The following is a 24,849-nucleotide window of genomic DNA, read 5'->3' as shown; positions in this document are numbered from 1 at the left end:
TGGTCGTGCCGCCGTGGCCATCACCCACGGTAAATCCCGGGGTCGAGATCGAACCATCGGGGTTGACCGTTGTGCCTGGGCCAATGATCGAAGCCACGCTGTCAGACACGGTACGCAGTTGCGAACCATTGATCGCTTCCTTGCTGATGGTCGAGACCGCACCATCGGCCACGTTGATCAGCTTGCGGGCGCCTGCCGTGCCGGCAAAGTCAACGGCTGCGCCGTCGGTGTTCGCGCCCACGGTCAGGTTTGCACCGGGGGCGGCTTGCTGCACCAGACCAATCGAGCCGCTGTCTATGTCGTTGCGGATGTTGGTGATGTCAGCCGTGTTGCGTGCGATGTTGCCGTTGGCCGTGGTCAACGCACCATCGAGCGCATTCAGCGCACCGTCCACGGTGGTTTGCGTACCGCCGTTGGCGAGCGTGTAGGTCGGGCCGGTTACCGAGCCATCCGGGTTGATGGTGGCGCCGCCGCCCAGTGCCGCCACCACAGGCGAGAGCTGGCTCACGTTCACGGCGTCGGTGGCTTGCGTACCTGCGGCCATGTTGACGATCTGCCGGGTGAAGGTGCTCCCATCACGGTTGTTGACCGCACCTACGGACACCGTATTGTCGCGATCAGCGAGGCTGTTGGCGCCCAAGGCGACGGAGTTGCGACCTCGCGCTTCACTCACCACGCCAATGGCGACGCTACTGGCGCCGCTAGCATAAGCACCACGCCCGCCGTTTGCGTCGGAGCTTGTCGCACCGCCGATTGCGATGGAGTAATTGCCTGTGGCACGCGAGTTAGAGCCGAGAGCGGTAGAGGCGCTGCCAGTTGCCGATGCAAGATAACCACCGCCGGCGAACGCGTAGTCGGCCGTTGCAGTTGCGGATGACCCAATTGCAGTGGAGCGGACTGCCGAGGCCACGGTATCCGTACCGACTGCGGTTGCGAGCGTTTTGGTATTGAGCGGGTCGTTGCCAGCCTGAGCGTTGGAGCCGATCGCTACACCATAGCTATTACCTACGGCAGCGCCAGAGCCAATTGCAACGGAAGCACTGCCAGTGGCGGTAGCCGCGGTGCGGCCACTATTCGCATTCACCTTGATATAGGCGTCATCTAGCGCAGCCGTGGTGCCAATTGCGCTGGTGCCGATCGATTGGGTGCCCATCGATTGCGTGCCAACCGTGCCAGTGCTCTGCACTTGGCTCACGGTTTTCTTGATCGTTTCTTCTTCGTCAGCTGCGTCCACTTCCGTAGCAAACGCGCCGCTCATCGAAACACCGCCCAGCACCAGGGCTGCCACGGCAGTACGCGCAACGCGCGCCGAGCCCTTCGAGCGCGACTTGGCCGTTTCGGCCGCCGCTGCCCACGTATTGGTGGTGGCGTTCCAGACGCTGCGATAAACCTTGTTCATATCCCTGTTCCTTCGAGGTTGGTGTAGGTGACAAGGTCATGCTAGGGAGCGGGCGCCTTCGGCAGAATGAGAATTGTCTTAAAACTTGTGCAGGTGCACACTCGGGCGGCGGGTTTTGCGTTACGCGCAACACCCCAATACGCGCAGGCCCAAAGCAAAAGCCCTCGCGCTTTTGGGCGAGGGCTTGGTGGTGCGGCGCCGCGTTACTGGGCCGCGACCTCTTCCTTCTTCACCGCGCGGCTGCTGAAGCGCACCGATAGGGCTTTACGCGCGGTATCCAGCGCTTCACCCTTGCCGGCCACCTTCAGCAGGGCGTAGCCCTCCAGCGCGGCGCTCATCACATCGCTGCCGAGTGCGAGCTGCGAGTCGCGCATCTTTTCGTAGAGCTTTTCAAAGCGGACCATGCGCGGGCGCAGCGTATCGAAGCCCGCCAGGTCACGCCGCATTTCTGCCACGTTGAAGTTGGGCGGCAGCACGTTGGGGTTGGCGGCAAGCACTTCGACCGCTTTGCGGCAGAAGGCTTCGGACTTGTCGCCCATCTTGACGAGCGCGCCGCGCTGCTCGGTCGACAGATCAATCAGGCTGACGAACTTGTCTTCCAGCGTTTTGAGCGCGCCATCAATGGCGGCGAGGTCTGCGGTGCTGGGCGCAAATGAGATCAGGTTTTGTGGCATTGGATTCCTTGGTGAAATGCAGATACGCCATGCCAACCGGCATGACCGCGCGAGAGTGGCGGGCAACGCGGCGTATCGCAAGGCCTGGGGCCGGTTTCGGGCGCATTTTCCGAAAACTCCTATGCCGGTGGCGCCCGAGGGCGCGCCTGCGGAGGTCTGAGGTCCGGCGACGCAGCGTAAAGCTCCGGTGATGGAGTCCAAGAGGTCCGGCGCTCCACCTAAAAGGTGCATGCGCGCAGGTTGAAGGTCCGGCGCTGGGGGTTAAAGGTCCGACGCCGGAGGTCTGAACGTCCGCCTTCGCACCTAAAAGGTGTGTGCACGGAGGTCAGAGGTCCGACGCTGGAGCTAAAAGGTCCGATGCCGGAGCTAAAAGGTCCGACGCCGGAGCTAAAAGGTCCGACGCCGGAGGTGCGGAGGTCCGGCTGCGGAGGTTTTAGGTGCGGCATTGGAGGTTGGAGGTCCAGCGCCGGAGGGTGGCGGGGCGACGTCGGGCCGCGTCCGTGTGGCATCGAAGAATCGGAATCCGAGCGGCGCGTGCATCGCTATAATTGCGATCGCTGCCGCACCAACGGTAGCCGGGTGTAGCAGCCCGTCTCTTTCTCACAGGCCGGATAGCCGCTGCCACGCGGCTTTTTTCATCTGGAGCTTGTGCACGCCTATTGTTTTTATGGCGGGCCGGGCAGGGAGACCTTCGGGTCTGCCGGTGTCCTGTGAGACCGGTCTGCTACCCCTGCCGTCAGGCCCGCCACCCTCGTGTAGCAGCGAATGGCTGGGCCTCTGTTATCTCACAGGAGGTTCTATGTCTGGAGTCGCAAGCGGGCATCGCCCCGCGTCGTACCCATCCCCACCCAAACACCGCCCCCATTCCTGCCGGTCAGGAGGTGCGCAATGACTCCCAGCCAACGTCGCATCTACCTGACCGGCGCACTGGCTGCGCGAGACTACCTCTGCCGCACGCAGGCAGATCTGCGCATTCACCGCCAATTCCGCCCCGATACGCTGCGCTGGGCGCTGGCCCACGCCAGTGCGCATCCACCGGAATATCGGGCCGGGTTCTTGGATGGCATTGGCGCATTCGTGTCGATGGTGCTGGAAGGGTGTCAGGTCAACCCTGAAACGTGGGAAGTGCTGACCGCCGTAGAGCAGGCTGGCGAGCGCCAATAACGCTAATAGCGCCAGTAACGCCAATAACGATAGCAAGACGGTTCCCCGAGACGGGCGGGGATGCCACCAAGAGCGGGCGCAATGCCGCGCTCTCAGTCAAACGCGCACGACTGCGTCCTCAAATTTAGGAGCAGTCTTATAACGCTTTCGCCCGCCAGTCTCCAGAATCAGGCCTGTCGTTTCCGGTCTGTCCATTGGCTCCGCCGCCAGCGCGGTTGAGCGCCCGCAGAAATTCCCCCTGCCGCAAGAGATTGCACGCATGTGTGTCGCAAACGTGCGGGCGGGCCAGGCCACGTTGATCCACATTCCAACCATGAGGTGACGTATGTCTGTCCGCCGTTTCATGGCCGCGTGCCTGTTGGTGATGGGGTGCGGCGCCAGTGCAGTGCAAGCCAGTGTGGTGATTGGCGCAACGCGCGTGATCTATCCCGCCGACCAGAAGGAGGTGACGGTCTCCTTGGCTAACCAGGGCAAGCAGCCCGTGCTGGCGCAGGTGTGGGTGGACACCGGAGACCCGCTGGAAACCCCCGATGCCATCAAGGCGCCGTTCTTTATCCGGCCGCCCATGTTTCGCATGGAGCCCAACAGCGGCCACGCTGTGCGGTTGACCTACACCGGTGACCCGCTGCCCGACAACCAAGAGACGATGTTCTGGTTCAACGTGCTGGAGGTGCCGCCCAAAGCGGCCAATGGGGCAAGCGTCAATCAGGTTCAGTTTGCAACGCGCACACGCATCAAGCTGATCTTTCGGCCGTTGGGCTTGCAGGGCAATCCCAACGATGCATTCAAGCAACTCAGTTGGAAATGGGTGACGGGCGAGGGCGGCCAGGGCTTTGCCCTGGAGGTGACCAACCCCACGCCGTACTACGTCAACTTTGCGGATGTTGGGCTGAAAGTTGACGGCGTTCTCAAGCGCAATGACGACGGCGGCATGGTGGCACCGGGCGCCACGGCCACGTTTTCACTCGCACCGCTCCAACTGACGAGCCGCCCCAGTGGCGACGTCCGGGCCAGTTTTGACGTGATTGACGACGCCGGCGGATCAAGCGCGCAGGAGGCGCCGCTTGTGCCGTAACCCGATTTTCTGCAGATGCGCATGCACTGCGCAGTTCTTTACCGTAACCGGCGCCATTGCCGAACCTTCTACTCACAGAGTCTTCATGAAGATCGCGAACCACAAGCGTTGCCTGCCCCATGCGCTGGCTGCCCTGCTGCTGATTGCCGGTGGTGCTACCGAAGCCTTGGCTCAAACGTCCACCGTTAATGTGACGGGCAACATCACCGGTGAGTGCCGGATTACGGGGGGCTCGTCGCTCACGATTCCTCTGGGCACCGTTGCGGCCAGCACGTTCAAGGCACCTGGAGATTTCTCCGCTACCGCCGGGATGCAGAACATTACGCTCACCTGCACCTCCAGCCCCGGCATCAAGATGACGATGACCGGCACGCAACACACCGGCACAGCAAACACGACCGTGCTGGCCCTCACGGGTAGTGGTACAGGCATTGCAACTGGCGTGGGCGTGCAGCTTTTGTACAGCACCGCCACGACTGGCACACCTGGAACGCTGTTGACGCGTGGCACGGCCGTCACGATCCCCACTGGCGCCACTGTCACGGTGCGTGTTGGGGCGCGGTATTTCGCCACCACAGCCGCCCCGACGGCCGGTGCGGCCAATGCAACGGCCACGTTGACGTTCACCATCAACTAAGCGCGGGCAGGCGGCTGCCACCACAGCATTATTTGATTGAGTTGAGGTTGATATGAAACAGCCAATATTTTTTAAGGGCAATAGCGGGCTCAGGCTATCCACTTGGTTGTTTGGGGTCGTGGCTTTCTTTTGCGCGTCAGGTAATGCGATGGCAAGCTATACCGTATGCCAACCGTGGAGCTTCATTGGGCGAGTCGGATCTTGGGTAGCGACATTCAATAATGTTGTAGATAATCCGAATATTCCAATTGGCGGCGTCTTGGCAACAGCCACCGTTGTTGATTCAGGAACTTATCCGTCTACCTTGTCCTGTACGCTTGTTAATGGCACGCGTGCAAACGGTTCGTCGAATCTTCGGCCGGCCAGTAATGTAGATGTGCCGAGCTATAACATTAATGGTGCGTCGGTACGAATACTATATAACGGGACTCCGCTGCGTAGCGAGGTTGTCTATAGAACGTATTCGGCCGCAGGCAACTATGACCAGGCACCTTCCGGCATCACCGCGCAATTGATCAAAACAAGCGCTACTACCAGTCTTAATAATGGGTTCTGTACGCAGCTAACTCCCATTGGTAATTTGGTGGCAAGCGACGGTATGAGCAATTACTTGGCTGGCATTGGGGCCTGCGTGAATGGCTTTACCCGGCAGACACCCACTTGCACCGTCAACACCGGGAGCGTCAACATTCCGCTGGGCAATGTCTCGGGCGGCTCACTTTCCGGTGTCGGCACGCCATCCCCCATTAGCGCAACGCAAAACATTGCGTTGACGTGTGCGTATTCGCCCCGCGTCAGAATGACCTTGCAAGGTACGCAAGCCGCTGGCGGCCCCAATACCACGGTGGCCCTGACGGGAGCAGGGGGTGCCGGTGTTGCCCAGGGCATTGGCGTGCAGATCCTGTATGGCGGCAACCCGCTGGTCGTCAATTCTGCGACCCCGACGGTTGTGAGCGCTGCTGCTGGCGCCACGTTGAATGTGCCCATTGCAGCGCGCTACTACCGCATAGGAACCGTAACGGCTGGCCGTGCAAACGCGAGCCCGACACTGCGGTTCGACTACAACTGAGGCGGCTCGGCCACAAGAAACGGGGAAGAAGGTATATGGCGATGTTGATCAACAGAATGAAGTACGGCCTCATGGCCATTGCTGCGTTTCATTTTTCACAAAGCGCCTATGCGCAAGTTAACTGCACTGGCGGAAACTACGTAGCCACTGCTGAGATGGGAAACATCATCGACAAAGGGGTGGGTTCTCTTGGGAGAACCACAGTTGTCGCAACGGGTACCCCGTGGACCGCCAGGTGTTCTGGTTCAGGGGGCTCCGACAGGCTGGTCCTCTATGTGCCCACAGGGGCGCGGGGTGGAAGTGATGGCTCGATTACGCTGACGGCAGGGGCTAACTCTCGCTACGGCTTGGTACTCCGATCGGGCAACACCGTGCTTGGCAACGATTCTGCCTTGACGATTGCAACGATGAGCTCGAGTGGGACAGTCAGCTATACGCTCGGCTCCAGTACCCTTTCAGCTGAGTTGGTCAAGCTGAACAGCAATGGCACCGATTGGCGGGGGGGGCTTGTTCTCGTCGGGCAGGCAAGATTCGTGAGTAATGGCACGGTTGGCTACAACGTATACGCTCGTGTCTCGAGCATTGCGGCGCCAACATGCACCGTCAACAATACAAGCATCACGATTCCGCTGGGCAATGTCTCGGGCGGTTCATTTTCGAACGTCGGCTCTCGATCCACCGCCAGTGGGACGCAAAACATTGCGTTGACTTGTACGGGTTCGCCCCGCGTGAGAATGACGCTGCAAGGTACGCAAGCCGCCGGTGGCCCCAATACGGCGGTGGCCCTGACGGGAGCAGGGGGTGCCGGTGTTGCCCAGGGCATTGGCGTGGAGGTGCTGTATGGCGGCAACCCGCTGGTCGTCAATTCTGCGACCCCGACGGTCGTGAGCGCTGCTGCTGGCGCCACGTTGAATGTGCCCATTGCAGCGCGCTACTACCGCACAGGAACCGTAACGGCGGGCCGTGCAAACGCGAGCCCGACACTGCGGTTCGACTACGACTGAGGCGGCTTAGGCCACATCAAAGACGAAAGGGCTTGAACCAACGACGGTTCAAGCCCTTTCTGCATGTTGGGAGCCGCGCAAGTGCGCGGTTTTTTTTTCGCTATCAAGCGGGCGCAAAAAACCGCTCGTGCAGTTCTTCCAGCCCCAGCGTGCTGATCACCTCTTGCAGCCGCTCGGTTGGGCGCCGGCGCGGCAGGTCTTTGTATTGCGCGATGATCAGCTCGTTCTTCATCGAGTGCTCCCAGCCAACCAGTTCCGTCACGCTCACCTGATAGCCGTGGGCTTCAAGCTGCAGGCAGCGCAGCACGTTGGTGACCTGGCTGCCGAACTCGCGCGTGTGCAGCGGGTGGCGCCAGATTTCTGTCAGCGCATTGCCAAGCGACTTGCCCTTGTTCTTGCGCAGCACCCCGGCCACCTCTGCCTGGCAGCACGGCACCAGCACGATGTACTGCGCGTGCTTTTCGAGCGCGAAGCGGATCGCATCGTCCGTGGCGGTATTGCACGCGTGCAGTGCGGTCACCACGTCGATGGTGGCCGGCAGGCGATCGGATGTAATCGATTCCGCCACCGACAGGTTCAGGAACGACATCCCCTTGAAGCCCAGCCGCGCGGCAAGCTCGGTCGACTTGGTGACCAGCTCTTCACGCGTTTCAATGCCGTAGATGTGCGAGGTGCCATCGCCGGGTTGTTCCTTGCAGAACAGGTCGTACAGGATGAAGCCCAGGTACGACTTGCCCGCGCCGTGATCGACCAGCGAGACATGTCCCTTGGCCTGCTGTACGTCGGCCAGCAGCGGCTCGATAAACTGGAACAGGTGGTAGACCTGCTTGAGCTTGCGGCGGCTGTCCTGATTCATCTTGCCGTCGCGCGTCAGGATGTGCAGTTCCTTGAGCAGCTCGATCGACTGGTTGGGGCGGATTTCGTGGGTCTTGTTGGACATCGTCAGGACAGCTTGGCGGCATCTGCACGCGGGTGCACGGTGCCGAGAGAAAAACGGGAGCGAAGCCGTGAGTTTACCGAAAAGCGGGCCGGGCGACGGGGCGTGCACCCGCATGCGCGCCATGCGCCGCTTTGTTTGCCCGCGCCAAGCGGGGATGTGACAATAGCGCCCCCGCCTGTTTGTCACGCGCGTCACGCGCGCCACCGCCCGCCATCGCATGTCTGAACCGCTGAATGCCCCCTTGAGTGCCCCCCTTGTTGCCGTGATCGGTGCCGGCCCCGCCGGGCTGATGGCGGCTGAAGTGTTGTCCAACCAAGGCGTGCGCGTGGCGGTGTTTGATGCCATGCCCTCGGCCGGGCGCAAGTTTCTGTTGGCGGGCATTGGCGGGATGAACATCACGCATTCGGAGCCGCTGGATGCGTTTCTGGGGCGCTATCGCGCGCGTCGCGAACAGCTTGCGCCGATCATTGATCGCCTCAACCCCGATGCGCTGCGCGCGTGGATTCATGGATTGGGCATCGACACGTTTGTCGGTAGCTCGGGCCGGGTGTTTCCGACCGAGATGAAGGCCGCGCCGTTGCTGCGTGCATGGCTGCACCGGTTGCGTCAGGCGGGTGTGCAGTTGCACATGCGGCACCGCTGGGTGGGGTGGGGTGCACCGTCGGCATCGGATCATGCGCAAACGCTGCGTTTTGACACGCCTGATGGCGAGCGTGTTGTACAAGCCGACGCCGTCGTGTTTGCCATGGGCGGTGGTAGCTGGCCGCGCCTGGGCTCCGATGGCGCCTGGGTGCCGCATCTGGAGGCGCGCGGTGTGCAGGTGCTGCCGCTCAAGCCCGCCAACTGCGGGTTTGATGCGGACTGGAGCCCGTATTTTCGGGAGCGCTTTGCGGGGCAGCCGGTCAAGTCGGTCGGCATTGGTTTGCCGTCTGGCGACGACGGTGCGCTGCAATTCCGCCAGGGCGAGTTCATGGTCACGCAGACGGGGGTGGAAGGCAGCCTTGTCTATGCGTTGTCCGCGCCGATTCGCGATGCGCTTGCCGCCGCCGGTGAAACGACGATCTGGCTTGACCTGGCGCCCGGGTGGAGTGCACAGCGTGTGCGCGATGAGCTGATGCGGCCACGCGGCGCGCGTTCAATGTCGAGCCATCTGCAGAGCAAGCTGAACATCACGGGTGTGAAGCTTGGGCTGCTGCGTGAGTGCCTGTCGAAGGCGGCGTTTGCCGATCTTGCACAGTTGGCCGCTGCCATCAAGGCGCTGCCGCTGCGCCTCACGCGCACCCGGCCGATCGACGAAGCGATCAGCAGCGCGGGCGGCGTGGCGTTTGAGGCGTTGGATGCCAACCTGATGATCGCGCGCCTGCCCGGCGTGTTCTGCGCGGGCGAGATGCTCGATTGGGAGGCGCCGACGGGCGGCTATCTGTTGACGGCGTGCTTTGCAACGGGCGCCGCCGCCGGGCAGGGCGTGCTCGACTATCTGGCCACGCGTTAGGTTACTGGCGCGCCTTCAGGCGCCACAACGAGGTCACCTCGGCCACGCGCGCCTTGTAGAGCGGGTCGTTCTCATCCGAGGCTTTGGGGTGCTTGGGCTTGATGTCTTGGCGGCCGACGACTTGCAGGCCCGCCGCGTCGATCATGGCCAACAGGGTCTCACGCGTGCGCAGGCCGAGGTGCTCTGCAAAGTCCGACAGGATCAGCCAGCCCTCGCCACCGGGCTCAAGGTGTGCGGCAAGACCATTGAGAAAGCCGCGCAACATGGTGCTGTCCGGGTCGTAGACGGCCCGCTCGATCGGCGAACTGGGCCGCGCTGGCAGCCACGGCGGGTTGCACACGACGAGTGGCGCGCGCCCTTCGGGAAAGAGATCGGTTTCAACAACGTCCACCTGGGTTTGCAGCCCGAGGCGGGTCAGGTTGTCTCGTGCACAAGCCAGCGCACGCGGGTCTTGATCGGTGCCGATGACGCGCTTGACACCGCGCTTTGCCAGCACCGCAGCCAGCACACCCGTGCCCGTGCCGATGTCAAACGCCAGCGCCTTCGACGGCAACGGCGCCTGCGCGACCAGATCGATGTACTCCCCACGCACGGGTGAGAACACGCCGTAGTGCGGGTGAATGCGTTCGCCATCCAGCGCGGGAATCTCCACCCCTTTCTTGCGCCATTCGTGCGCGCCGATCAGGCCGAGCAGCTCCCGCAGCGAGACGACCGACGCCGCCTCACCCGCGCCATACGCTTCCATGCAGGCTTCGCGCATGTCAGGCGCACGGCGCAGCGGAATCGTGTAATCGGCATCGAGCTGGATCAGCAGCATGCCGAGCGTGCGGGCGCGCTGCGATTGCGCTTGGCGATGGAGGTTGAACGCATCGATGGGCGAGGTGGCCTCCTTGCGCGGTTTGCGATCGGTGCGGCGCGACATCGCCTGCAGCAGTTGGCGCGCGTTCTGGAAGTCGCCGCGCCAGAGCAGTGCGGTGCCCTCGCAGGCCAGGCGGTAGGCGGCGTCTGCGGTGATGCGGTCGTCCGCAATGACCACGCGCTTGGGTGGCGGGTTGCCGGCTTCGGAGCGCCACAGGGCGGTGTGGTCGGCGCCAGTTTCGGCGTCTGTCCAGGTGAGGGTGGGGTGATTGGTCACAGCGGAATGGGTAGAAGGCGGGGTAAGGCGCGGTTGTGGGCGACACGATACCGCTGGCGGTGCAAACGCACAATGCGGGCGAATGCTGTCGACCGCACCGTGATTCTTTCCATGAAAGTGATCCTTGATCCGCTCGCAGAAGGCGGTCTGGGCTGGCGGGCAGTGTAAACTCCAGCCTTTTTTTGGCACTCGTAGCATGGCGCACGCCCAGCAACGCAGGGCGCTCAGCGGCCCTGCGCTGATCCGCTTACTTGCTCGCCTGACGGATGTCGACGTTTCCGAATCCGGGCAGCCGCTTTCAGACCGATTGAGCCAATGGCTCAGTTGGACGGACGCCATCACGCTCTCGACGGCGCTTGCGGCCAGTCCGCCGGCCATCACCCCTGGTGTGCGGCCCGTTGGCATGGACGCCGAGACCATGTGCAGCCGTGTCCGCGCCGCGTTGGCAAAGTCCATCGCAACTGCTTGTGCACCGGATGCCAGGCCGGGCGGAGGTGGGCGCGCGCCCATTCAACCCGCCATGCCGGCCGCGCCGGTCGACTACGCGGATATTCGGCAGCGCTACCTCTTGATGCAGCAGACCATGGAGATAGAGATTGGCGAGCTGCGTGGCCGCGTACGACGCGTGCTGGCCGCGAAGACGCCCGATCTGGCCCGGCTTGCTGTGCTGGACGCCAGCATGGAGCAGGCCCTTGGCGCGCGGGAACGCACGCTATTGGGTGCCATCCCGACGATGCTTGGGGCGTACTTCGAGCGCTTGCGCACGGCTGGGCAGCCGCAGGCAGATGCGCCGCCGGAGAGCGCTGCCCGAACCACTCAACCCACATCCCCATCCCGCGCATGGTTGCATGCGTTCCGCAAGGATATGCAGAGCGTGCTGCTTGCAGAGCTGGATGTTCGTTTTCAACCGGTCGACGGGTTGCTTGCCGCCCTTCGTACCCGCTAGGCGTTCAACAGGACACCATGTCCAGAAATCACCTGAATCTCATCGTCTTCTTTGTCGGGCTGGTGGCCCTGGGGTGGATTGCGGCAGGCTATGTCGTGGGCGTGAACCCGCTCGCGCTGGTCGTCACCATCGTGATTGGCGCCGCCTACGTGGCGGGGGCGCTGGAGTTGCGCCGTTATCAGCAGGCCACAGGCACGCTCACGCAAGCCGTGGCCGGGCTGTCTGAACAGCCGCCCAAGCTGGGGGCCTGGCTGGAACAACTGCCCCCGAGCCTGCGCAACGCGGTGCGCCTGCGCGTGGAAGGCGAGCGCGTTGCGCTGCCTGGGCCTGCGCTGACGCCGTATCTGGTGGGTCTGCTTGTCTTGCTAGGCATGCTGGGGACGTTGCTCGGCATGGTGATGACGCTCAAGGGCACGGGCGCCGCGCTGGAGAGCGCCACCGACCTGCAGGCGATTCGCGCGTCGCTGGCCGCACCGGTCAAGGGCCTGGGGTTCTCGTTCGGTACGTCGATTGCCGGGGTGGCCACATCCGCCATGCTGGGGTTGCTGTCCGCGCTGTGCCGGCGTGAGCGGCTGCAGGCGGTTCAGGCGCTCGACACCCAGATCGCCACGACACTGCGCATCTATTCCCACGCGCATCAACGCGAAGAGACGTTCAAGCTGCTGCAGCGGCAATCGGACGCCATGCCCGCCCTGGTGGACCGGCTGCAGGCAATGATGGCTGCGCTGGAGCAACAGAGCGCCGCCAGCAGCGAACGCCAGATCGCCAGCCAGCAAGCGTTTCTCGACAAGACGGAGCTGGCCTACCGTCAACTGGCATCTTCTGTCGGGCAGTCGTTGCAGGACAGTGCCGCTGAAAGTGCACGCGTTGCCGGCGCAGCGCTGCAACCGGTGGTCGACACGACGATGGCGGGGCTTGCGCGTGAATCCGCCGCGCTGCATGAGACGGTAACGCAAGCCGTGCAGCGCCAACTGGACGGCCTGTCGACGCGCTTTGAGGCAACGGCCGAGACGGTCGCGGGCATCTGGAACACCGCGTTGTCGGAGCATCAACGCGCAAGCGCTGCGCTGGTGGGGAACGTCGGTACCTCGCTGGACCGGTTTGCCGAAACCTTTGAGCAACGCTCGACCCGTCTGCTCGACGGCGTTGCCGAGCGCCTGGATGCGACGGTGGGCAGCCTGTCCGGCGCCTGGAGCGATGCACTTTCGCGCCAGGAGCACACTCACGTGGAACTGGCGGATCGGAACCAGCGTGCCCTGGAGGCGGCTGCGGCGACGTTCGAGCAACATGCCGTGTCGTTGCAGGATGCATCACGCCAATCGCATGTGGCATTGCAGACTGCGCTGGAAGCACGCGACCAGCAACGTCTGGCAGCCTGGACCGAGGCGCTGGGCGCAATGGGCGCCAAGCTGAGCCAGGCGTGGGAGAAGGCGGGTGCCGACACGGCGAGCCGCCAGCAGGCAATTTGCGATGCGCTGGCGGCAACTGCCCGCGATATCGCCGCGCAGCAGGATGCATCGCGCCAATCGCATGTGGCGTTGCAGACTGCGCTGGAAGCACGCGACCAGCAACGTCTGGCGGCCTGGACCGAGGCGCTGGGTGCAATGGGCGCCAAGCTGAGCCAGGAATGGGAGAAGGCGGGTGCCGACACGGCAAGCCGCCAACAGGCAATTTGCGATGCGCTGGCACAGACCGCGCGCGACATCTCTTCGCAAACACAGGCCCACGCCAACGACACGATCGCCGAGATTGCTCGACTGGTGCAGGCTGCCTCGGAGGCGCCCAAGGCGGCAGCCGAAGTGGTTGCCGAGCTGCGCCAGAAGCTGTCCGACAGCATGGTCCGCGACACGGCAATGCTGGAAGAGCGCACGCGCTTGCTGGGCACGCTGGAGACGCTGCTCGACGCTGTGAACCACGCGTCTACCGAACAGCGAACCGCGGTGGATGCGCTGGTTGCCAGTTCGGCAGATCTGCTTGAGCGGGTTGGTGTGCGCTTCACCGATCGGGTGGAGGCCGAGACCGGCAAGCTGGGCGCAGTGGCCGCGCAGGTGACCGGCAGTGCCGTTGAGGTGGCAAGCCTGGGCGAGGCGTTTGGCGCGGCGGTGCACCTGTTCGGTGAGTCGAATGACAAACTGGTGGCGCACCTGCAGCGGATCGAAGCCGCGCTGGACAAGTCGCTCACGCGCAGCGATGAACAGCTTGCCTACTACGTGGCACAGGCGCGGGAGGTGATTGATCTGAGCATGCTGTCGCAAAAGCAGATCCTTGAAGACCTGCAGCGCTTGGGTGGCCATTCCAGCGGCCATGCTGGCGAGCAGCGTGCCCTTGCCGGAACCGAAGCGGCATGAACGACGAGATTGACGGCGGCCTGGAGTCCGCGCCGGTCTGGGCCGCGTTTGGCGACTTGATGTCGGTGGTGCTTGGCGCCTTCGTGCTGATTCTGGTGGGTGTGATTGGCGTGCAGCTGGAGCTGTCGTCCAAGCTGGAGAACGAGGTCAAGCAGCGCGAGGCGGAGGCACAGCGCCGCAAGACGCTGGAGCAGGCTCTGGCCGGCCCGCTGGCGGCGGGGCGCGTGACGCTGGTCAACGGGCGGATCGGCATCAACGGCAGTGTGCTGTTTGCGCTCAATTCCGATCAGTTGCAGCCCGAGGGGCGCGCGCTGATGAAGAGTCTGGCAGGCCCGCTGGCGGCGTATCTCACGTCCCGCGATGAGATTTTGATGGTGAGCGGGTTCTCCGATGACCAGCAGGTGCGGGCCGGCAATCGCCAGTTTGCCGATAACTGGGAGTTGTCTGCCAAGCGTGCGTTGACGGTGACACGCGCATTGATTGATGAAGGTATTCCCGCGTCCAGCGTGTTTGCCGCGGCGTTTGGCTCGCAGCAACCCGTGAGCTCCAATGCGGATGATGTGGGCCGCGCGAAGAACCGGCGTGTGGAGATTGCGCCTGTGCCGAGGCAGTCTGCTTCCAACGGTGGGCGTCGTGAGCCCAACTGATTCGTCCACGCAGGTGATGCTCGACGACTGGCGAGCACGCGGTGCGGATCGCCTTGATCGCGTGCGCTTTCACTTCATTGAGGCGCTGCATCGTCGTGCGGCCAAGCAAACGGGCGAGGCGCGGCGCCTCCTGGAGGAACGACTGAGCAACTTGATCGCGGCCTATGCGGATGACGTCGCTCGAGCGATGCCAGTGCCTGAGGCGGATGGGGGTTCCGGTATGCCTGCGCGTAGTGCGTTGGGCGATTTGCTCGATAGCATCGCCAGCCATGCGCGCGCGGATGCTGGTGGCGCTGCGGCCATTGGCCTAGAGCGCCATCCCCATGCCGCCACTGAACTGAAGATTCTCGAAGACGTGCGGGAAACCTGGTCGCGCGTCAGTGCAGAGAAACAGTTGCGCCAGTCGCTTGATCAAGTGCCGACCAACGCCGGGCCGCTCAATTCGAGCAGCCTTGTGCACCGGTCACTGCTGCTGATGCGCGAGGTGTCGCCGGAGTATCTGCGGCAGTTCCTGGCGTATGTGGATGCGCTGTCGTGGCTGGAGCGGATGGGCGGGGAGGGGGCTGGTGCCGGGCTGGAGGTTGGGCGTGGTGGTGTGAGCAGTAAGAGTGTGAAAGGCAAGCCACCCAGATAGGCCGGCAACAGCTGTTGAGCGACCGCCTGATGCCGACAAATACGGCGGCACCAGTGTGACGTTGTAGAAAAGACGTCGGGCAGCTAGAAAATGACCGTGCGTTCCAAAGGATCTTCTTCGCAGAATCGCCTGATGTCATTCCAACGGTGAGAATCCTGCGAATGTCTGAAACACGCGATACCCGGCAAGGGCGCGAGAGTAGCTATTTTCAAGTCCGCCTCACCAAGGTGCGGTGCATGCACCGTGAAATGCGCTGCATTAATCACGTAATCGCTCTCGACGGCTTCAGGCCTGCCTGTTGGCAAAGATTTGCTTTGATTGGCGTCGTTCCACGTCGGTTTGCGCGTCATATCACCAGCATGGGAGCTTCGATTTTTACCTACACACTGTGTGTAAAACCTGACCTGTTGTAAATTCGCTTGCGTTGTTTGTAACAATGTGTTGCAAGTTTTTTGGGCTGCCGGCAAAATCGTGCCCGTTTGGCGTTTCCTCCTACTTTTAATCCAGCTTTGAGCCATCCCTGCCGGAGTACTCCGAGCGGGAGTGAGCCGTCTGCGCGCAACAAAGATTGGCGCAGATCGCGGATTATTCCTGGGGTTTAAGGGGGGGTGCCAGCGTTTTGCATAAGCCGACAACCCTGAAAGGGAAATAGCAGCGGCCACCATGCGAAAAACATCAAAATAACGCACAGGGATGGGGAAGTAAGAATGCATGCGGATCTGGCGCTGCGCATGATGGCGAATCTTTTGTGGACGGGGCTGGTCATTTGCCTGCCTGTTCTCGCCGTCATTCTGGTGGTCGGGCTTGCCATTAGCTTGTTGCAGGTCGTGACCCAGGTTCAGGAAATGTCCCTGACCTTTGTCCCCAAGCTTCTCGCGACCGGCGTCGTCTTGATCGCGATGGGCCCGTGGATGTTGCGCACGCTGACAAGCTATTCCGCGCAGCTCTGGGCCAGCATTCCAACGCTGTTCTGAAGTCGTCGTCCCGTGGCGTCGATGGTTGGTTCTCCGTGGTACGGACCGTGGGCCGTATCTGTGCTGCTGATGAGCATTCGCATCGGCATGGTCTTTGCCATGACGCCGATTCTCAGCGCCATGCCTGTGCCGCTCATGGTGCGGGTGCTGTTTGTACTCGGATTTTCTGCCGCGCTCGTGGAGGCGATACCATCTGCCGCCTATCGAGGCACCGTGGATTTGACAGCGCTGACTACGGCAGCGCTGATCGAATTTTCGGTGGGGGTCGTGCTTGGGCTGGGCGTGTTGTTCGCGTTTGCGACGTTCTCAGTCGCGGGGCGCATCCTTGATATTCAAATCGGATTCGGCATCGGCCAGTTGTTCGATCCCGCTACACGCCAGAATCTGCCCCTTCTTACCGGCACAATGAGCTATCTCGCCGCCGTGTGCCTGTTCTCTCTGGATGTCCATCACACGCTGCTGCGAGCGTTGGCCTACAGCTTTGAGCACTTTCCAATGGGCATGCCATGGGCAATGACGGACAGCCTTCCTGTCGTCCTGCGCCATGTGGCCGGCGTGTTCACGCTGGCCTTTGCGCTGGTTGCCCCGGTTGTCGCGTGCCTGCTGCTGACCGAGTTCGGGCTGGTCATGCTGGCGCGCAATCTGCCGCAGATGAACATGTTCGCGCTGGGCATGCCGGTCAAGGTCATTGTGGGGTTGGGCGCGCTGGCTGCTTGGCTTACCGGGGCAGGAGAGCATGTCAGTCGCATCTTCACCGCAGTGTTCCGTAGCTGGGAGGCACTGTTCCGGTAATGGCTGACGAGGATTTCGACAAGAGCGAAGCAGCTTCGCCCTATAAGCTGCAGCGTGCGCGTGAACAAGGGCAGGTGCCGAAGAGCACGGAAGTGGTCGCGGCCGTAGTGCTGGTCACCGCCATTGCCATGCTTCACGCCAAGGGCACGGATGGAATCCTGCGCGAGTTTCGTTTCGATCTCACGGTTCTCCAGCGAGCAGCTCGCGCCGAGGATGGTGTTGAGTTGGTGGCTTTGACGGGAGCCATGCTCGGCCATCTTCTCGTGGTCTTGCTGCCTTTCCTGATCACGATCGTACTGGCCGCCATTGCAGGCAACCTGTTGCAGACGGGGCCGCTGTTTGCTCCCAAGGCGCTGAAGCCGGATTGGAGCCGACTGAATCCGGCTAAGGGTCTGCGCCAGTTGCTGTCGATCCGTACGCTGTTCCAGGCCGGGCGCTCCTGCATCAAATTGATCTTGCTCGCGCTCGTTGTCTGGTACGCGTTGAAGGCCATGTTGCCGCAGTTCCAGCATCTGGCGGCATTGTCACCGCGTCGTTATATCGAAACGATGGTTGCCGACATCGGTGACGTTGGGTTTCGTGTTGGCGCCATTCTGATCTTGATTGCAGCGGTCGACTGGCTCTTCATGCGCAGGCAGTTCGCCACGCGCATGCGCATGAGCAAGCGTGAGGTCAAGGACGAGCACAAGCAAAGGGAAGGCGATCCTCGCATTCGCGCGCGTCAGCGCGAGATTCGTCAGCAGATGTCGAAACGCTCCGCCTTGATCGGCAAGGCCGGTGGTGCCGACGTCATCATTGCCAACCCGACTCACCTCGCTGTCGCACTCGAGTACCAGCACGGCAAGATGGAATCGCCGCGCGTCATCGCCAAGGGTGCCGGTGCGGTGGCTTTGGCCATTCGCCGGGTTGGGCGCGACCACGGTGTGCCCATCGTAGAAAACCGTTCTCTTGCGCGTGCGCTATTTCGGCAGCTCGATATCGGGCATCATGTGCCGCCGTCCCTCTATGTCGACGTGGCGAAGATCATGGTCTGGGTGCTTGCGATGAAGCGTTCGCGGCACGTTGTTGCGGCCCCGTCGGCCGAGGGTGTTGTGTCATGACAAACTTGCAACGTCTGTTAATGCGGCAAGGGGACGTTGTGCTGGTCGCGCTCGTCCTCGGCATCCTGCTGGTGCTCTTCGCACCCATTCCGCGCGGGATGCTGGACTTCCTCATTCTGGCCAACTTCTCGTTTGCCTTTCTCATCCTGCTGCTGACGTTCTACATGGCGCGGCCGGTGGAGTTTTCCACCTTCCCGTCGCTGTTGCTGATCGCCACGTTGTTTCGCCTGTCGCTCAACGTCGCGGCAACACGGCTGATTCTTGCCGATGCTGATGCCGGGCGCGTGATCGCGGCCATTGGGTCGTATGTCGTCGGTGGCAACTACGTGATCGGGCTCATCGTCTTTCTGATTCTGATCGTTGTGCAGTACGTGGTCGTGACGAGCGGTGCGCAGCGCGTTTCGGAAGTGGCGGCGCGCTTCACCCTGGACAGCATGCCGGGCCAGCAGATGAGCATCGATGCTGATCTGAACATGGGGTTCATCGATCAGGAGGAGGCGCAGCGGCGACGCAAGAACCTGGAAAAGGAAGCAGCGTTCTACGGTGCGATGGACGGCGCTAGCAAGTTTGTCAAAGGTGATGCCATCGCGGGGATCATCATCATGCTCATCAACATCGTGGGCGGCTTGGTGATCGGTACGATGCAGTTCGGCATGCGCTGGGACCAGGCCTTGCAGACCTACACGCTGCTGACCATTGGTGATGGCATCGTGACGCAGGTTCCCGCGCTGGTGATTGCCGTGGGCACCGGCATTATCGTGACCCGCTCTGCCTCGGATACCAACCTGAGCCAGGAAGTGCTACGTCAGATCACCTCGCTTCCGAAGACACTGCTGCTGGTGGCGTGCGCACTCGTTGGGCTGTTCCTCTTGCCGGGCATTCCATGGTTTCCAGTCGCTGCACTGCTGGCCGTCATGCTCGGCGTCGCCGTGTTCGCGTTTCGCGGCAAGCGTGCGGATGCCAAGGCGGAGGCGCCACAGCCCGACCAGCAATCCGAGCGTGATGGCGATACGTATGCAGCGCTCGCTGTTGAACCGATCGAGGTCCACGTCGGCTCCCAGTGGTTGCCGTTGGTCGGGCAGGAAGGCGGTTTGTTCATGGACAGGATTCTTCTGTTTCGCAAGCAGCACGCGCAGGAGTTGGGCCTGGTGTTGCCGCCTGTCCGGTTTCGCGAGGGAACGAGACTGGGGCCGAACCAGTATGAGATCCATGTGGACGGTGTCGTCCGGGCAAAGGCGGAAGCCCGGATGGACCGCTTGCTGGCAATTCATCCATCGGGCGATACCCGTGCGATTCCAGGTGAGGTCACAAAGGACCCCACCTATGGCCTGCCTGCGCTGTGGATCGAGAACACACAACGCGATGCGGCCACAGCTGCGCGGTACACCTTGGTCGATCCGCAGACCGTGTTCCTGACGCATTTGACAGAGATCCTGCGGCGCGAATCGGCCACTTTGCTGACGCGGGCAGACACCGAGCGACTTCTGGCACGCGTGCGGGAAAGCCACCCCGGACTGGTGGAGGAGCTGATCCCAACCGTGTTGACGCTGGGGGATGTGCAGAAAGTCCTGCAGCATCTGCTGCGCGAGAAAGTGAGCATCCGGCATATCGAGGCGATTCTCGAAACGCTGGCAGACGGAGGGCGCGGCACAAAGGACATCCTGGCGCTGACCGAACTGGTGCGTCAGCGCTTGGGGCATGCAATCTGCCAGGCGTTGATTGGAGATGCAGGCGCGTTGCAGGTGCTGACACTGGATGCTGCGATGGAGGCAGGTTTCTTGCAGGGCCTGCATACCGGCGATGCAGCGGGGCAGTTCGCGTTGGAGCCGCGCCTCGCGGAGCAGTTCATCCAACGCCTGGTGTTCCACGCTGAGAAGATGATGAAGAGCAATCTGCTGCCGGTGATTCTTTGCTCGCCGGAGCTTCGGCGGCATATCCGTAGCCTGACGGAGCGTGTGCTCCCTCATCTGCGAGTGATCTCCATGGCCGAGGTGCCTCACGCGGTGGAGCTCAAGTCGTTTGGCGTCGTTAACGTATAGAGAATTCTGGAGAGCGCTCGTGCAACAAACACTTGTCGTCGCGTTGTCTGCATTGCAGCAGGATGCAAACAGACTGGACCGCATCGCACTCAACCTCGCGAATGCGTCAACGCCGGGCTATCGGCGTGAGGTGGCGGGGGCCGGTGCCGCGGTGAGCACAGCCCAGGCATTTGGCGCGCAGGTGGACGCGGGGATGGCCGCTTCCGTACCGACACAGTCAACTGTGGCAGATACCCGCCCGGGCACCCTGCGAGCGACCGGGCAGAGTCTGCAACTTGCCCTGACCGGCCCCGAGTTCTTTGAGGTGGCGACGGAGTCTGGCCCTGCGTACACCCGCAACGGCGAGTTCCGCGTCGACACGCGGGGCCGGCTGGTGACGATGAGCGGCAAGCCGGTGATGGGGCGTGGCGGAGAGATCGTACTGACCACGCCCAATCCGGTTGTCGACAGCGCTGGCGTTGTTCGTGAGGCCGGCAATATCGTTGGCCAACTGAAGTTGGTGACCTTTTCCGACCCGAAGTCTTTGCGCCGCCTTGGGGATGGGCTCTGGGCGCCGGGCGAAGGTATGACGCCCGCCCAGGACACCGTGCAGACCGTTCGTCAGGGTTACCTCGAGAACAGCAACGTCAGTTCGTTGGTGGAGATGACGCAACTGGTTCAGACCATGCGGCATGCGGAGTCGGTCCAGCGCATGACGCAGAACTACGACGAGATGATCGGCCAAGCGATCCGCAAGCTCGGCGAGGCCTGACACCAACAGCCCCACAACAAGACAGAAGAAGCCCCAAAACCAAATGCTAGACGCCCTCTATATTGCTGCCACAGGCATGCAGTCACAGCAGACCAACGTCGACACCATTGCCAACAACTTGGCAAACGTCAATACGCCAGGCTTCAAGAAAGGTAAGGTCAGCTTTACGGATCTCGTCACGCAGGATGCCATGCGGCCCGTCGCGACCAGCTCGGACGCGACTACAGGATTGCTTGGCACAGCGTCACGTCTAGGGGTTGGTGTGGGGATTGCCAGCATGGGACGTGTTCTTGATACCGGCGATCTGAAGAAGACGGACTCGCCGTTCGATGTCGCCATTGCAGGGGCGGGTTTTATTGAGGTGCAGATGCCGGATGGCAGTCGTGCCTTCACGCGTGGCGGCACACTGAAGGTCAATGCAGACGGCATGCTGTCAACGCTGTCGGGCTATCCGCTGAAACCGGGGATTGCGATCCCCGAGAATGCCACCGACATGACGATTACCGCGGACGGACATGTGATGGTGCGCGTGAGCGGTCAGTCTTTGGCCACCGACGTCGGGCAGTTGGAGCTGGTCAAGTTTCCCAATGCGGGTGCGATCACGGCTGCGGGTGACAACCTGTATCGCACCAACGAGAACGCAGGTGAACCGATAGCCATGCGTGCCGGTGACGACGGTACGTCGCAAATCCAGCAGGGTTTTGTGGAGTCGTCCAACGTCAAGCTTGTTGACGAGATGGTGAGCCTGATGGTGGCTCAGCGTGCTTACGAAGCAAACGTCAAGATCGCGCAGGCATCCGATGAGATGCTCGGCATGATCAACAACCTTCGTCGATGATTGCCTGCGCGCCGTTGCGGCTCACTCGCTTCGTTGTTGCCATGCTGGTCGTCATGGGCAGCGTGCCGACGCACGTATTCGCCGATCCCGGCGCACATGTCGCCTTGCACGAGCATGTTCAGGTAAGGCGCGCAAACGTTACGTTGAATGACGTCGCGCAACTACGTGCGCGCGATGTGAAGACCTTGCGGCAGTTGATGGCTCTGTCCATCGGCCCCGCGCCACGTCCGGGCGAGTCGATCGTGCTGGACGCCAAGACGATCGCGCGCTTCGTGCAGAGGCGGTTGGAACTGACGGGAGACGCCGTCGAATGGGATGGCGCGGAACGCGTGCGGATCGAACGTGCAGTTCAGCCGTTGTTCGGCGCGCAACTGCAGATGACTGCACGTCAACGTCTGGAGTCGTGGTTGCGTGGCCGCTATGAGCGTTTCTCAGTGTCTTCTGGCCAGAACGTCGACGACATTTCTGTGCCTGCTGGCGACGTAGACCTGCGTGTACGCGAGCTCTCGGATAACCAGTTGCCGACGCCTCGCATGGTGGTCTGGGTTGAGGTGTGGGTGGCCGGCGAGTTTGTGCGCGTCGTCTCGGTGGCGTTTGACGTCAATGTTTATCAGGCCGCATGGGTGGCTCGTCACGATGTGCGTGCCGGTGATGCGTTGCGCACCGCTGACTTCGAACGGCGAGAGATCGACGTCACCAAACTCGGTACGGCGCCTGTCGCCGCCATTCCGGAGGGTTGGCGGGCCCGCCACAGTGTTATGGCCGGTGCGCCGCTGTTGGAGGCGGCCATGCAGCCCATCCCTGTGATCGCGCGTGGACAGACCGTGGTCTTGCGCAGCCGTGTTGGCATGATTTCACTGGAGACCCGGGCCGAGGCACTGCAGGACGGATGGCCTGGGCGTCCGGTACAGGTTCGAATGTTGGCTGGCAGATATCCCGTTCGGGGCCAGGTGATGGAAGACGGGGCCGTGGAGTTGGGCCAGTGAAGCAGACTATAGGTGGATTGAGCAACTTCATGAGTAATACCTTCCTGACATCCCGTTGCTTTGCTGCGCTTGCAGTCTGGTTACTGCTGACCAGTACCGTAGCCAGCGCCGAGAGTCTGTACTCAGAGCAGCGTTTCCGGCCCCTGACGGCGGACAACAAGGCGTTCCGCGTGGACGACGTCATCACCGTGCAGGTCTATGAGAATGCGTCGGCTGCGGCAAACGCCGACACGGCCACGCGTCGCAAGAACGACATTGGGGGCAACCTGAGCGTGACACGCACAGCGCCGCTCGCGGCCAATCTGAATGTCGCTGGCGATTTTGATGGCGGTGGTCGGACCAGCCGCGCGGGCAAGGTTCTCGCGCTGCTGACGGTGCGCGTGCAGGAGGTGCTGCCCAGTGGCGACCTTCGTGTTGCCGGTGAGCAGTTGCTGGTCATCAATGGAGAGCAGCAACGTATCAACCTTGAAGGACGCGTCCGGCCACTGGATATTTCGGACGGCAATGTCGTGCTGTCCACGCGCATTGCCGATGCGCGAATTACCTACGTAGGCGAGGGCGATTTGTCCGAACGGCAGACGCGCGCGTGGTGGCGCAAAGTGCTCGATTTCCTGGGGCTATGATGAGGATGTTCACTGTTCAGCATTGGCGCACGCGGCTGCGGTGCGCAGTGTTGGTCGTTGCGGCCGTACCGCTTTTTCTCAACGCAATGTCGGCACTCGCCGCCTCAGATGCGCCGGTGCGTGTGAAGGATCTCGGCAAGCTTCAGGGCTGGCGTGAGAATGCGCTGGTTGGCTACGGCATCGTGACGGGCTTGGCTGGCACTGGCGATGCGCCCACCAATCGCTCGACAAAACAGGCGCTGGCGAATGTTTTCTCGCAGTTCAACATGACAATTGCGCCGGAGCAGGTGCAAAGCCGGAACGTGGCCGTCGTGATGGTCACTGCAGCGCTGCCGACATTTGCGCGGGAGGGTGACACGCTTGACGTCACGGTGACTTCTGCCGGTGACGCGCGCAGCTTGGTCGGCGGCACGCTGTTGCTGACACCGCTCAAGGCTCCCAACGGCCGTGTCTATGCGCTGGCCCAGGGACCGTTGTCTGTGGGCGGGTACCGCTACGATGCGAACGGCAACGTTGTGCAGAAGAATCATCCGACGGTTGGCTCGGTGCCTGCGGGCGCCACGGTGGAGGTGGGCACCGGCGCCAACATGGTCGATGCGCGCAAGAACATCACATTCGTATTGGCGGAACCAGACTACACGACAGCCAACCGCGTCGCCAACGCCATCAACGCGCAGCTTGGCGCGCCGCTGGCGGAGGCGCGCGATGCTTCGGGCATTGAGATTCGGATTCCGGAATCGCTGCGCGATCATCCCGTGCAGTTCTTCTCGCGCGTCGAGAACGTAACGGTCGAGCCTGACCGGCGCGCCAAGGTTGTTATTAACGAACGGACGGGCACAGTGGTTGCCGGAGGGGATGTGCGTATCGCCAAGGTTGCCATCTCGCACGGCGACCTGAAGATCTCGATCGCTACCGAGAATACGGTGTCGCAGCCGTTCTACATCGGCCACGGCGGTCCGGGCGTACAAACCGCGATCGTTTCCAACTCGCACGTGGATGTGGACGAGCGCAATGCGCCTGCTTTCGTGGCTGCAACCAACAACACGGTTGCCGATCTCGTCCAGGCACTGGCCCAGATGAAGACGAACACACGGGACATCATCTCGATCCTGCGTGCCGTCAAGGCAGCGGGCGCGCTGCATGCGGAACTGGTAGTCCAGTAACGCGAGACCATCCAACAATAAAGGCACAGGGGGTAGAAGTGAATCCAGGAATCGAAGGGGTGACCACGGCGGCACTGTCGCTGGCACTCGATGCGGCATCGTTGCAGCACAGGGTTTTGGCGGCGAACATTGCCAATGCCAACACACCCGGCTATGTGCCGATGCGGCTGCAGTTCTCGGCGCAGATCGACGAAATGGCTGCGCGCCGGCCTCCCATATCTGCGGACCCAGCGTCGATGTTTGCGGTTCGCATGTCGCTGCAGCCCGCGCAGGATGCGAGCGGCGTGATGACCTCGGTGCAACCGGATCAGGAGATGGCGGCCATGTCTGCCAACGCGCTGCAGTACCAGGCGCTGACGACGGCACTGGATCGGCACTTTTCCGTGCTGTTCAGCGCTGTCTCCGACGGCAAACGATAG

The 24,849-nt window shown here is 62.3% G+C and carries 25 protein-coding genes; 20 read left to right on the top strand and 5 right to left on the bottom strand.

All coding sequences use genetic code 11. The features are described 5' to 3' along the window. Nucleotides 1-1,399 (bottom strand): ESPR-type extended signal peptide-containing protein (locus R2N11_RS25585; protein ID WP_316682877.1); only part of this gene is annotated, 1,399 nt, incomplete at its 3' end. A gap of 203 nt (nucleotides 1,400-1,602) precedes the next feature. Then, complete coding sequence (locus R2N11_RS25580) at nucleotides 1,603-2,073, bottom strand: hypothetical protein (protein WP_316682876.1); 471 nt, start codon at nucleotides 2,071-2,073, stop codon at nucleotides 1,603-1,605. 888 nt (nucleotides 2,074-2,961) lie between these two features. On the opposite strand from R2N11_RS25580, the gene R2N11_RS25575 reads away from it, so the two are divergent. From R2N11_RS25575 to R2N11_RS25555, 5 genes are all read left to right on the top strand, one after another. After that, complete coding sequence (locus R2N11_RS25575; protein ID WP_199026631.1) at nucleotides 2,962-3,237, top strand: hypothetical protein; 276 nt, start codon at nucleotides 2,962-2,964, stop codon at nucleotides 3,235-3,237. Between the two features lie 325 nt (nucleotides 3,238-3,562). Continuing rightward, nucleotides 3,563-4,312: a fimbrial biogenesis chaperone gene (locus tag R2N11_RS25570; RefSeq protein ID WP_199026630.1), complete on the top strand. Its 750-nt coding sequence runs from the start codon at nucleotides 3,563-3,565 to the stop codon at nucleotides 4,310-4,312. 85 nt (nucleotides 4,313-4,397) lie between these two features. Then, nucleotides 4,398-4,949 (top strand): fimbrial protein, encoded by a 552-nt coding sequence (locus R2N11_RS25565; protein WP_316682875.1) that lies wholly within the window; start codon nucleotides 4,398-4,400, stop codon nucleotides 4,947-4,949. 52 nt (nucleotides 4,950-5,001) lie between these two features. Continuing rightward, nucleotides 5,002-6,018, top strand: coding sequence for a fimbrial protein (locus R2N11_RS25560; protein ID WP_316682874.1), 1,017 nt, complete (start codon nucleotides 5,002-5,004; stop codon nucleotides 6,016-6,018). A gap of 35 nt (nucleotides 6,019-6,053) precedes the next feature. Further along, the gene (locus tag R2N11_RS25555) at nucleotides 6,054-7,022 is read left to right on the top strand and encodes a fimbrial protein (RefSeq protein WP_316682873.1); all 969 of its coding nucleotides are present in this window, start codon (nucleotides 6,054-6,056) and stop codon (nucleotides 7,020-7,022) included. A 103-nt stretch (nucleotides 7,023-7,125) separates the two neighbouring features. Here the strand turns inward: R2N11_RS25555 and R2N11_RS25550 are convergent, their stop codons facing one another. Next, a complete protein-coding gene (locus R2N11_RS25550) occupies nucleotides 7,126-7,962 on the bottom strand; it encodes a class I SAM-dependent methyltransferase (protein WP_316682872.1) in 837 nt (278 codons plus the stop codon). 217 nt (nucleotides 7,963-8,179) lie between these two features. Here R2N11_RS25550 and R2N11_RS25545 point away from each other — a divergent pair, with 217 nt between their 5' ends. Further along, nucleotides 8,180-9,454: a TIGR03862 family flavoprotein gene (locus R2N11_RS25545; RefSeq protein WP_316682871.1), complete on the top strand. Its 1,275-nt coding sequence runs from the start codon at nucleotides 8,180-8,182 to the stop codon at nucleotides 9,452-9,454. Nucleotide 9,455: 1 nt separating this feature from the next. On the opposite strand, the gene R2N11_RS25540 is transcribed toward R2N11_RS25545, so the two are convergent. Beyond that, nucleotides 9,456-10,589 (bottom strand): class I SAM-dependent methyltransferase, encoded by a 1,134-nt coding sequence (locus tag R2N11_RS25540; RefSeq protein ID WP_316682870.1) that lies wholly within the window; start codon nucleotides 10,587-10,589, stop codon nucleotides 9,456-9,458. Nucleotides 10,590-10,785: 196 nt separating this feature from the next. Here R2N11_RS25540 and R2N11_RS25535 point away from each other — a divergent pair, with 196 nt between their 5' ends. From R2N11_RS25535 to R2N11_RS25520, 4 genes are read left to right on the top strand one after another with little or no spacing between them, the layout of a single operon-like run. Continuing rightward, nucleotides 10,786-11,535, top strand: coding sequence for a DUF3348 domain-containing protein (locus R2N11_RS25535; protein ID WP_316682879.1), 750 nt, complete (start codon nucleotides 10,786-10,788; stop codon nucleotides 11,533-11,535). A gap of 17 nt (nucleotides 11,536-11,552) precedes the next feature. After that, nucleotides 11,553-13,883: a DUF802 domain-containing protein gene (locus R2N11_RS25530; RefSeq protein ID WP_316682869.1), complete on the top strand. Its 2,331-nt coding sequence runs from the start codon at nucleotides 11,553-11,555 to the stop codon at nucleotides 13,881-13,883. Further along, nucleotides 13,880-14,530, top strand: coding sequence for an OmpA family protein (locus tag R2N11_RS25525; RefSeq protein ID WP_316682868.1), 651 nt, complete (start codon nucleotides 13,880-13,882; stop codon nucleotides 14,528-14,530). Before R2N11_RS25530 ends, R2N11_RS25525 begins: the two co-directional genes overlap by 4 nt. Then, nucleotides 14,517-15,164: a DUF2894 domain-containing protein gene (locus tag R2N11_RS25520; RefSeq protein ID WP_430715479.1), complete on the top strand. Its 648-nt coding sequence runs from the start codon at nucleotides 14,517-14,519 to the stop codon at nucleotides 15,162-15,164. The genes R2N11_RS25525 and R2N11_RS25520 overlap by 14 nt, the downstream gene beginning before the upstream one ends. A gap of 83 nt (nucleotides 15,165-15,247) precedes the next feature. On the opposite strand, the gene R2N11_RS25515 is transcribed toward R2N11_RS25520, so the two are convergent. Continuing rightward, nucleotides 15,248-15,877 carry a hypothetical protein gene (locus R2N11_RS25515; protein ID WP_316682867.1) on the bottom strand — a complete coding sequence of 210 codons (630 nt, stop codon included), beginning with the start codon at nucleotides 15,875-15,877 and terminating at the stop codon, nucleotides 15,248-15,250. On the opposite strand from R2N11_RS25515, the gene R2N11_RS25510 reads away from it, so the two are divergent. From R2N11_RS25510 to flgB, 10 genes are all read left to right on the top strand, one after another. Beyond that, nucleotides 15,872-16,138, top strand: a complete 267-nt coding sequence (locus R2N11_RS25510; protein ID WP_316682866.1) for a flagellar biosynthetic protein FliQ — start codon at nucleotides 15,872-15,874, stop codon at nucleotides 16,136-16,138. The two genes, R2N11_RS25515 and R2N11_RS25510, sit on opposite strands and share 6 nt — an antisense overlap. A gap of 21 nt (nucleotides 16,139-16,159) precedes the next feature. Next, nucleotides 16,160-16,930 carry a flagellar biosynthetic protein FliR gene (locus R2N11_RS25505; RefSeq protein WP_488281385.1) on the top strand — a complete coding sequence of 257 codons (771 nt, stop codon included), beginning with the start codon at nucleotides 16,160-16,162 and terminating at the stop codon, nucleotides 16,928-16,930. Beyond that, nucleotides 16,930-18,030, top strand: a complete 1,101-nt coding sequence (locus R2N11_RS25500) for an EscU/YscU/HrcU family type III secretion system export apparatus switch protein (RefSeq protein WP_316682864.1) — start codon at nucleotides 16,930-16,932, stop codon at nucleotides 18,028-18,030. The genes R2N11_RS25505 and R2N11_RS25500 overlap by 1 nt, the downstream gene beginning before the upstream one ends. Next, on the top strand, nucleotides 18,027-20,069 hold the full coding sequence (flhA, locus tag R2N11_RS25495) for a flagellar biosynthesis protein FlhA (RefSeq protein WP_316682863.1): 2,043 nt from the start codon (nucleotides 18,027-18,029) through the stop codon (nucleotides 20,067-20,069). Before R2N11_RS25500 ends, flhA begins: the two co-directional genes overlap by 4 nt. A 19-nt stretch (nucleotides 20,070-20,088) precedes the next feature. Then, on the top strand, nucleotides 20,089-20,820 hold the full coding sequence (locus R2N11_RS25490) for a flagellar hook-basal body protein (RefSeq protein ID WP_316682862.1): 732 nt from the start codon (nucleotides 20,089-20,091) through the stop codon (nucleotides 20,818-20,820). 43 nt (nucleotides 20,821-20,863) lie between these two features. Continuing rightward, a complete protein-coding gene (gene flgG / locus R2N11_RS25485) occupies nucleotides 20,864-21,658 on the top strand; it encodes a flagellar basal-body rod protein FlgG (RefSeq protein WP_316682861.1) in 795 nt (264 codons plus the stop codon). A 41-nt stretch (nucleotides 21,659-21,699) separates the two neighbouring features. Then, entirely contained in the window at nucleotides 21,700-22,644 is a 945-nt protein-coding gene (flgA, locus tag R2N11_RS25480; RefSeq protein WP_316682860.1) for a flagellar basal body P-ring formation chaperone FlgA, read from the top strand. A gap of 17 nt (nucleotides 22,645-22,661) precedes the next feature. Continuing rightward, nucleotides 22,662-23,267, top strand: a complete 606-nt coding sequence (locus tag R2N11_RS25475) for a flagellar basal body L-ring protein FlgH (RefSeq protein WP_316682859.1) — start codon at nucleotides 22,662-22,664, stop codon at nucleotides 23,265-23,267. An 86-nt stretch (nucleotides 23,268-23,353) separates the two neighbouring features. Next, nucleotides 23,354-24,430 (top strand): flagellar basal body P-ring protein FlgI, encoded by a 1,077-nt coding sequence (locus tag R2N11_RS25470; protein ID WP_316682858.1) that lies wholly within the window; start codon nucleotides 23,354-23,356, stop codon nucleotides 24,428-24,430. A 38-nt stretch (nucleotides 24,431-24,468) separates the two neighbouring features. Further along, nucleotides 24,469-24,849: a flagellar basal body rod protein FlgB gene (flgB, locus tag R2N11_RS25465; protein ID WP_316682857.1), complete on the top strand. Its 381-nt coding sequence runs from the start codon at nucleotides 24,469-24,471 to the stop codon at nucleotides 24,847-24,849.

Origin of the sequence: Ralstonia flaminis (genome assembly GCF_958415495.1) — a bacterium.
GTDB lineage: Bacteria > Pseudomonadota > Gammaproteobacteria > Burkholderiales > Burkholderiaceae > Ralstonia > Ralstonia flaminis.
This window is presented reverse-complemented; position numbering and strand designations above follow the sequence as displayed.